Origin of the sequence: Lentibacillus salinarum (assembly GCF_042679865.1) — a bacterium.
Lineage (GTDB): Bacteria > Bacillota > Bacilli > Bacillales > Amphibacillaceae > Lentibacillus > Lentibacillus salinarum.
In genome coordinates this window covers 1-7,802 of the sequence record NZ_JBHTNH010000018.1, presented here as the reverse complement: position 1 = coordinate 7,802, position 7,802 = coordinate 1, and the positions used below count along the sequence as shown (strand labels likewise).

Annotated in this window: 7 protein-coding genes; 6 read left to right on the top strand and 1 reads right to left on the bottom strand. The window is 43.3% G+C overall.

Going from position 1 to position 7,802, the window contains the following annotated elements; translation table 11 throughout:
• Window positions 1-240 precede the first annotated feature (240 nt).
• The 5 genes from ACFQ4A_RS08580 (at window position 241) to ACFQ4A_RS08560 (ending at window position 4,654) form a co-directional block, all read left to right on the top strand.
• The gene (locus ACFQ4A_RS08580; RefSeq protein ID WP_382399575.1) at window positions 241-573 is read left to right on the top strand and encodes an STAS domain-containing protein; all 333 of its coding nucleotides are present in this window, start codon (window positions 241-243) and stop codon (window positions 571-573) included.
• Window positions 573-1,049, top strand: coding sequence for an anti-sigma B factor RsbW (gene rsbW, locus ACFQ4A_RS08575; RefSeq protein ID WP_382399573.1), 477 nt, complete (start codon window positions 573-575; stop codon window positions 1,047-1,049). The genes ACFQ4A_RS08580 and rsbW overlap by 1 nt, the downstream gene beginning before the upstream one ends.
• Window positions 1,021-1,812: an RNA polymerase sigma factor SigB gene (gene sigB / locus ACFQ4A_RS08570; RefSeq protein ID WP_382399571.1), complete on the top strand. Its 792-nt coding sequence runs from the start codon at window positions 1,021-1,023 to the stop codon at window positions 1,810-1,812. Before rsbW ends, sigB begins: the two co-directional genes overlap by 29 nt.
• 5 nt (window positions 1,813-1,817) lie before the next feature.
• Window positions 1,818-2,411 carry a SpoIIE family protein phosphatase gene (locus tag ACFQ4A_RS08565; protein ID WP_382399577.1) on the top strand — a complete coding sequence of 198 codons (594 nt, stop codon included), beginning with the start codon at window positions 1,818-1,820 and terminating at the stop codon, window positions 2,409-2,411.
• An 83-nt stretch (window positions 2,412-2,494) separates the two neighbouring features.
• Window positions 2,495-4,654 carry a Tex family protein gene (locus ACFQ4A_RS08560; protein WP_382399569.1) on the top strand — a complete coding sequence of 720 codons (2,160 nt, stop codon included), beginning with the start codon at window positions 2,495-2,497 and terminating at the stop codon, window positions 4,652-4,654.
• A gap of 416 nt (window positions 4,655-5,070) precedes the next feature.
• Here the strand turns inward: ACFQ4A_RS08560 and ACFQ4A_RS08555 are convergent, their stop codons facing one another.
• A complete protein-coding gene (locus ACFQ4A_RS08555; RefSeq protein WP_382399567.1) occupies window positions 5,071-6,567 on the bottom strand; it encodes a catalase in 1,497 nt (498 codons plus the stop codon).
• 520 nt (window positions 6,568-7,087) lie between these two features.
• Between ACFQ4A_RS08555 and ACFQ4A_RS08550 the strand changes: the two genes are divergently transcribed.
• Window positions 7,088-7,546, top strand: coding sequence for a SprT family protein (locus ACFQ4A_RS08550; protein ID WP_382399565.1), 459 nt, complete (start codon window positions 7,088-7,090; stop codon window positions 7,544-7,546).
• The last annotated feature ends 256 nt before the right edge of the window (window positions 7,547-7,802 follow it).

Sequence of the window (7,802 nt, the reverse complement as noted above, 5' to 3'; positions counted from 1 at the left end):
GTTCAGTCATATTTAGAATATGCTTCAGCTTAAGGACTTTGAGCAGGACTTCAGCCTGGAGCAGCGACTTTAGTCGCCGACATTTATGTCCAAATCCACCTGCTTTAGCAGGTGGTCGTTTAAGTTGACAATAACACTTTCGAAAAATAGCAAAACCTCACAGGATTATCGTTAAAACACTGGAGGATACGGTAAATACCAGGTGCTTCTAGGACATCCGTGATATTGAGGAGGGTATTCATGAATTTGCAAATTGACGTTGCCGACAGGATTGACAAGTCTGTCATCTCATTGTCCGGTGAAGTGGATGCCTATACGGCGCCACAGTTAAAAGAGACATTACTCTCGTTGACGAATGTGGAAGGACAACAGACAGAAGTCGATTTGGAAGACGTTCATTATATGGATAGTACAGGACTAGGTGTTTTTATTAGTGCATTAAAATCCACGAAAGAAAACAACAGCGCCATGCGTCTAGTTAATTTGCAGGATCGTGTGTTAAGGTTATTCCAAATAACAGGACTTGATGACATTATGACGATTGATACTGCAATTCGAGGTGGAAATGACTAATGGATAATTTTGATTTTGTCGAAATGAAGGTGCCGGCCAGAGCGGAGTATGTTGGTGTTGTTCGTTTAAGTGTTTCGGGTGTCGCCAGTCGTTTGGGTTTTTCCTATGAAGCGATTGAAGATCTTAAAGTGGCCATTTCCGAAGCGATTACCAACGCGGTCGAGCATGCTTATAGCGGTGGCGACGCAGGCGAAGTAACAATCGGGTTTGGTGTTTATGAAGATCGCTTGGAGGTTATGGTAGCGGACCATGGTGGGAGTTTTGACCTGAATAAAATTAAAGGAGGGATTGGGCCGTACGAGGGTTCAGAGCCTGTGGAGGATCTTCAGGAAGGTGGCTTCGGTCTCTTTCTGATTGATGCGTTAATGGATAAAGTGGAAATCAAGAACGACTACGGGGTCATCGTTTTAATGACCAAATACCTTAATGAAGCCGAGGTGGGTGTTGATGACGACCAAATCTCAACAACCCGATAAGCAGCAGGATGACATTTATCAAACAATCGAAAAACTGCAAAACGACCCCGAAAACGAAGCCCTGCAGGAAAAAGTTATCCTGAACTATACGGATTTAGTCGAATCGATCGCCCGGAAGTATTCGAAAAACAGCAGCATCCACGAAGATTTGACACAAGTGGGTATGATTGGATTAATTGCTGCCGTTAGAAGATATGATGCATCTTACGGCAAATCGTTCGAATCCTTTGCCATACCGACCATCATTGGTGAAATTAAACGATTTATTCGTGATAAAACGTGGAGCGTTCATGTCCCGCGCCGAATCAAGGAGTTAGGGCCGAAAATAAGAAAAGCGGTGGATGCGTTAACAACCGAAAATCAGGATTCTCCGACGGTTCCGGAAATTGCCGATTACTTGGATATTTCCGAAGAAGAAGTACTCGAAACGATGGAGATGGGCAAAAGCTATAAAGCCCTTTCCGTTGACAGGAAAGTTGAAGCAGACTCCGAGGGCAGTACGGTTGCGATATTGGATCTAGTCGGTAACAGTGACAGCGGCTTTGATAATGTCGATCAGCGCATGCTGCTGGAAAAAATACTTCCTGTCTTATCAGAACGGGAGCAGGCTATTTTACGCTGTACGTTCTTTGAACATATGAGCCAGAAGGAAACCGGTGACCGACTAGGCATTTCCCAGATGCATGTTTCCCGTTTACAGCGCCGTTCATTACGGAAACTTCGCGAAGCACTGCAATCTGAAAGTGCGGAGGTTTTCGATTGAGCCATATGTCCAATAAAGTCGAAACAGCTGTCTTCCAAAAGGCTAAGAAGGATCAATACTACTGCGGGGACAGTTATTTTTACACGGAAACAGACAATGAATATATATGTGTTCTGGCGGACGGTTTGGGAAGTGGCGCGTTTGCCAAAGAGTCTTCTGAGATTGTTATCAGCATCATAAAAGAAAATATTCATGCGACGGTTGAACAACTGATAAAAAAATGTAACCGGCAGTTGTCAGGAAAACGCGGGGCGGTTATCGGGATTTTAAGAATTGACTTTCGGACAAGGCAATATTCGTTTTCTTCAATTGGAAATATTGGGATCATCACGATTCGCAACAACGGAAAAAAGAAACGAAGCATTCCGAATGCTGGTTATCTTGCCGGTTACCACAGACCATTTAAAGTTGTGAATGATAAAATTGACGCTAGGATGAATTTCATTTTATTTTCTGATGGTGTGACGGATAATGATTTGTCACAACAGTTTTTATTAAACCCAGATGTCCATCAGGCCGTTCAGACATTTGCCGACTATACAGAGGGGCAAGTAAGGTTGGATGATACAACGTTAATCGCAATTAAATATGACGGTTAGAGCTGGCTTTACATGGCCGGCTTTTTTCATTCCAGCCGATTTTTGGTAAACTGGAATCACTGCGGTATGAAGGAGGAACCATTTTGGCAACGCAATTGGAACAGTGGGTAGCAAACGAAGCAAACGTCAAGACATCCGTTGTAAAAAGCGTCATTAAACTAATGGATGAAGGAAATACGGTACCATTCATTGCCCGTTACCGGAAAGAGGTAACCGGCGGACTTGATGAAGTACAAATTAAATTGATTCATGACAAATGGCAATATGCGGTGAATCTGGCTGAACGCAAAGAGGAAGTCATCCGCTTGATTGATGAGCAGGGAAAGCTCACCGACGAATTGGAACGCGCTATTCAACAGGCAACCCAATTGCAGCGGGTGGAAGATTTATACCGGCCGTACAAGCAAAAACGCCGGACAAGGGCAACAAAAGCTAAGGAAAAAGGATTGGAACCACTGGCAATGGCCGTGTGGGAGCAGGAGCTGCATGATGTGGCAGGCGAAGCGGAGACGTACTTATCGGAGGAATATGGCTTACATACAGTTGAAGATGTCCTCCAAGGTGTCAATGATATTTTGGCGGAATGGATTGCAGATGAACCGGAATATCGGGAATATATTCGCAGCGAAACCTTTAAGCGTGGAACAGTCCATGCCGAGGCAAAAGATGCGAACAAGGATGAAAAAGGTATTTATGAAATGTACTATGCGTACGATGAGGCAGTCCGTTCGCTGGTGTCCCACCGGATTTTGGCCTTAAATCGCGGGGAAAAAGAAGGTGTGCTGAAAGTAGCGGTTGAACCGCCGACCGAACGTATACGTGCGTATTTAAAGCGCAACGTGATGACCAACAAGACCAATCAGGAGACCGCTGACATCCTACAGGTAGCGATTGAGGACAGCTTCAAACGGCTGATTCAGCCCGCTGTTGAACGGGAAATCCGCAATCAGTTAACGGAAAAAGCAGAAGAGCAGGCCATTGATATATTTTCCAAAAATCTTAAAAACTTATTACTGCAGCCGCCGCTTAAAGGGAAAACAGTCCTTGGCGTCGATCCGGCCTACCGGACAGGATGCAAGCTGGCCCTTGTTGATGAGACAGGAAAAGTGCACGAGGTAGGGGTCATGTTCCCGACAGCTCCAAGGCATGATACAACTGGTGCCGAAAAGAAAGTTATGGATTTAATCGACCGATTTGCTGTCGAGCTGATCGCCATTGGAAATGGAACAGCCTCACGGGAAACAGAACAATTTATCTCGGATGTGATTGGCAAAAATGAATTGGATATTCCGTATATCATTGTCAATGAAGCGGGGGCAAGTGTCTACTCGGCTTCCAAACTGGCACGGGAAGAGTTTCCTGATCTGCAGGTTGAGGAGCGGAGTGCTGCATCGATTGCCAGGAGAGTACAGGACCCGCTTGCTGAACTGGTGAAAATTGACCCGAAATCGATCGGTGTCGGACAGTATCAGCATGATGTCACGCAAAAGGCCTTGAATGCATCCCTGTCATTTGTCGTCGAAACGGCCGTTAACCAGGTGGGTGTCAATGTTAATACCGCCTCGCCGCCGTTATTGCAATATGTGGCCGGGTTAAGCAAAACGGTTGCTAATAACATCGTCAAAAAACGTTATGAGGATGGCAAATTCAGAGATCGGCGAGAGCTTAAAGACATTCCCCGGCTTGGCGCCAAAACATATGAGCAGGGAATCGGGTTTTTACGTGTTTTGGATGGTGAAAATCCGCTCGATCGGACCCCGATCCACCCCGAAAGCTATTCACAAGTTGAACAGCTTTTACAAACGATCGACTGTGAAAAGGACGATATCGGGACTGAAAGATTACGTGAGAAATTGAACACGATTGATGTCAAAAAAATGGCGGGAGAGCTGGAAATGGGCGTCCCAACCCTACAGGATATCATCAATGCCCTGAGCCGGCCGGAACGTGACCCGCGAGATGATTTGCCAAAGCCGTTGTTGAAACAAAACGTTTTATCCATGGAAGACTTGCAACAAGGTATGGAAATGCAGGGTACTGTCCGCAATGTGGTGGATTTCGGCGTTTTTGTGGATATTGGTGTTAAACAGGATGGATTGGTCCATATTTCCAAAATGTCCAACCAATTCGTCAAACACCCGATGGATATAACATCAGTCGGTGATGTCGTGACGGTGTGGGTGGAGAGTGTTGATATCGATAAAGGCCGGATTGCTTTGTCGATGGTTCACAATGAAAAATAGTTAACGCATATAGCCTTTTTTCATTTCAGTTCAAATGACTTCTTGATCACATGTCAGACGGTAATATAAAAAGACTGTCCATTTCAAAATGGGCAGTCTTTTTACTTAGAATTTATCCCGCATGTAACGGACACTAAACCGCCAAGGAACGGCGGTTAAATGTCCGTAAATGTCNTTTATCCCGCATGTAACGGACACTAAACCGCCAAGGAACGGCGGTTAAATGTCCGTAAATGTCCGATTCGGCTCAACTAACGTTCAGCAGAGGAAAGCGCTCTGCTGAATGAAGTTTCGCTTTACCCCGCATGTAACGGACACTAAACCGCCAAGGAACGGCGGTTAAATGTCCGTAAATGTCCGATTCGGCTCAACTAACATTCAGCGGAGAAAACCGCCCCGCTGAATGAAGTTTCGCTTTATTCCTTATCGCTGGCTGCTGCTTCTACTTCGTTTAATGGAATACCAGCAGCTTTGGCGACACCTTCGCCATAAGCAGGGTCAGCTTTATAGCAGTTCGTGATATGTCTCAGTTTGACCTCTTTGGTTGCCCCTTCCATGTCACATGCCGTGTTGTAGAATAAATCCTGCTGTTCTTCCGGGCTCAGGAGACGGAACAGTTTACCAGGCTGTTCGTAGTAATTATCGTCATCTTCACGGAAGTTGTGATAATCAGCCGTTCCACTAATTTCTAAAGCTGGCTCGTCAAGGTCTTTTTGGTCTTCCCATTCGCCATAACTGTTAGGCGTATAGGAAACCTCTCCACCCTCTGCTCCGTGCATGACACGCATGGCGCCATCACGATGATATGGATGGAAGTCTTTCACATTTTTAGGGTAGTTAACCGGAATTTGCCAATGGTTGACGCCTAAACGATAACGTTGTGTATCGCTATATGAGAATATTCGGCCCTGCAGCATTTTATCTGGCGAGAAACCAATGCCAGGCACAATATTCGTCGGTGCAAATGCAGCTTGTTCTACTTCAGTAAAGTAGTTTTCCGGATTACGGTTCAGTTCCAATTCGCCAACTTCAATCAGTGGGAAGTCTTCTTTATACCAGACTTTCGTCAAGTCAAATGGGTTGTATGGCATATTTTTGGCTTCTTCTTCGGTCATGACCTGAATATATAATGTCCATTTTGGATAATAACCGTTTGCAATCGCATTATAGAGATCTCTTGTATGGCTTTCAGGATCTTTTCCTCTTAGTTTTTCTGCTTCATCCTCTTTCAGGTTTTTAATGCCTTGCTGTGTACGGAAATGGAATTTGACCCAAACACGTTCATTATTGGCATTGATCATGCTGTATGCATGGCTGCTAAATAGATGCATATTCCGGAAGCTTGCTGGAATGCCACGGTTACTATTGACAACGGTAACCTGATGAAGTGCTTCGGGTAGTAAAGACCAGAAATCATATTTAGCATCTGGGCTTTTCATATTGGTTTTTGGATTCCGTTTAACAACGTGGTTTAGATCTGTGAATTTCTTCGGATCCCGCATAAAGAATACGGGTGTATTATTACCAACAAGATCCCAGTTACCTTCTTCTGTATAGAATTTCATGGCTGTTCCGCGAATATCACGCTCTGCATCTGGAGCGCCACGTTCACCGGCAACGGTCGAGAAACGAATAAACATATCTGTCTTCTTGCCAATTTCAGAGAATATAGCTGCTTTTGTATAGTTTGTAATATCGTGCGTTACGGTAAATGTACCATATGCACCAGCCCCTTTTGCGTGCATGCGGCGTTCCGGAATGACTTCCCTATCAAAATGCGCCATTTTTTCCAGGAACCAGTAGTCTTCCATTAACAGTGGCCCGCGTTTACCAGCCGTTTTGGAATCATCATCATTAGGTACCGGAGCACCGAATGCTGTTGTCATTTTCTTTTTATTTTCGTGTTCACTCATAACCGTATTCCCTCCTGTTTATTTTATAATCATTATAATAACATAGCTATTATAATATTACTATGAAATAGCTTGGTAGATGGGTGATTGGCATCGCAAAATTGCGGAAGAAAGGGCATGTTTGCTATTATGTAGTTACGACTAACCTAGCAAGACGATTAACTAACATTATAAATTCATATGATGACTTTCTTATCTATATTCATTGGATGAAAATGGTGATAAGTATTACGTTCATTTATAATGTCAGTTAACTTTGAAAGCACTCCGCAATATTTGGCAATACGTTTTCAATACCCATGTACTATTATAATATAAATTTATTAAAAATCAATGTTTAATCATAATAATTTTAAATTGTATTTCAGCACGACGTCTGAAGCGTGTTACATGATAAATTTAAGCTCTCAAAATAGCGGCATATATGGTATTTATGTAATTTCCAGGTGTTTTCCGGCTTATCAGTGAACTTACAGAATTTGATAATGTATTGCGCTAAGGAATAAGGGTGGTTTTTCAAATGAATATTTTAAATGAGAATGACTTGCATGAATTCGTTAATCGTCTTTCCCATCAACACTTCCATAAACCTTTTGTGGACGTCATAAAATTCAATAACCGCCTTAGAACAACCGGTGGAAGATACCTTCCGGCTAAAAGAACGATTGAATTGAATCCCAAATATGTTCTTGAGTGCGATGAAGAAGAGGTTATCGGGATTATTAAGCATGAACTATGTCATTATCACCTCCATATAGAAGGGAAGGGATATAAACATGGTGACAAGGATTTCAAGAATCTTTTAAAGGAAACTGGATCACCCAGGCATTGTTCGCGGCTGCCATCATCTGAGAGGATCCCGAAATATATTTACAGATGTGAAAAATGTGATCACCTTTATAAACGAATCCGCCGAGTCGATTTAAACAAATATAGATGTGGGAAGTGTAGAGGCAAATTGGTTATGGAGAGCGGATAGGCATAAAGGGGAAACATGTAACAAATTGTTTTTCTCTATTGTTGACGAAATATGTCAGGCATGTTAAATTAAACAAGTCCTAAAAAGCGCACGTTAAAATTTAGGGTCTAACCGGTCTAACAAAATCTCTTTAACTTACAAATGCGTGGTCTAACTCCACCGTCTTTAGACGGTATCAGCTTTTAGCCCTATCTTTTTTGTCCATACTAAATTATGAGGTGAAAGTATGGACGGATATCGAAAAAGTGGTCATGCG

Bases quoted from the DNA above. Each gene is read 5' to 3' on its own strand.
- ACFQ4A_RS08580 (WP_382399575.1), top strand. From the start codon at position 241: ATGAATTTGCAAATTGACGTTGCCGACAGGATTGACAAGTCTGTCATC.
- rsbW (WP_382399573.1), top strand. From the start codon at position 573: ATGGATAATTTTGATTTTGTCGAAATGAAGGTGCCGGCCAGAGCGGAG.
- sigB (WP_382399571.1), top strand. From the start codon at position 1,021: ATGACGACCAAATCTCAACAACCCGATAAGCAGCAGGATGACATTTAT.
- ACFQ4A_RS08565 (WP_382399577.1), top strand. From the start codon at position 1,818: ATGTCCAATAAAGTCGAAACAGCTGTCTTCCAAAAGGCTAAGAAGGAT.
- ACFQ4A_RS08555 (WP_382399567.1), bottom strand. From the start codon at position 6,567: ATGAGTGAACACGAAAATAAAAAGAAAATGACAACAGCATTCGGTGCT.
- ACFQ4A_RS08550 (WP_382399565.1), top strand. From the start codon at position 7,088: ATGAATATTTTAAATGAGAATGACTTGCATGAATTCGTTAATCGTCTT.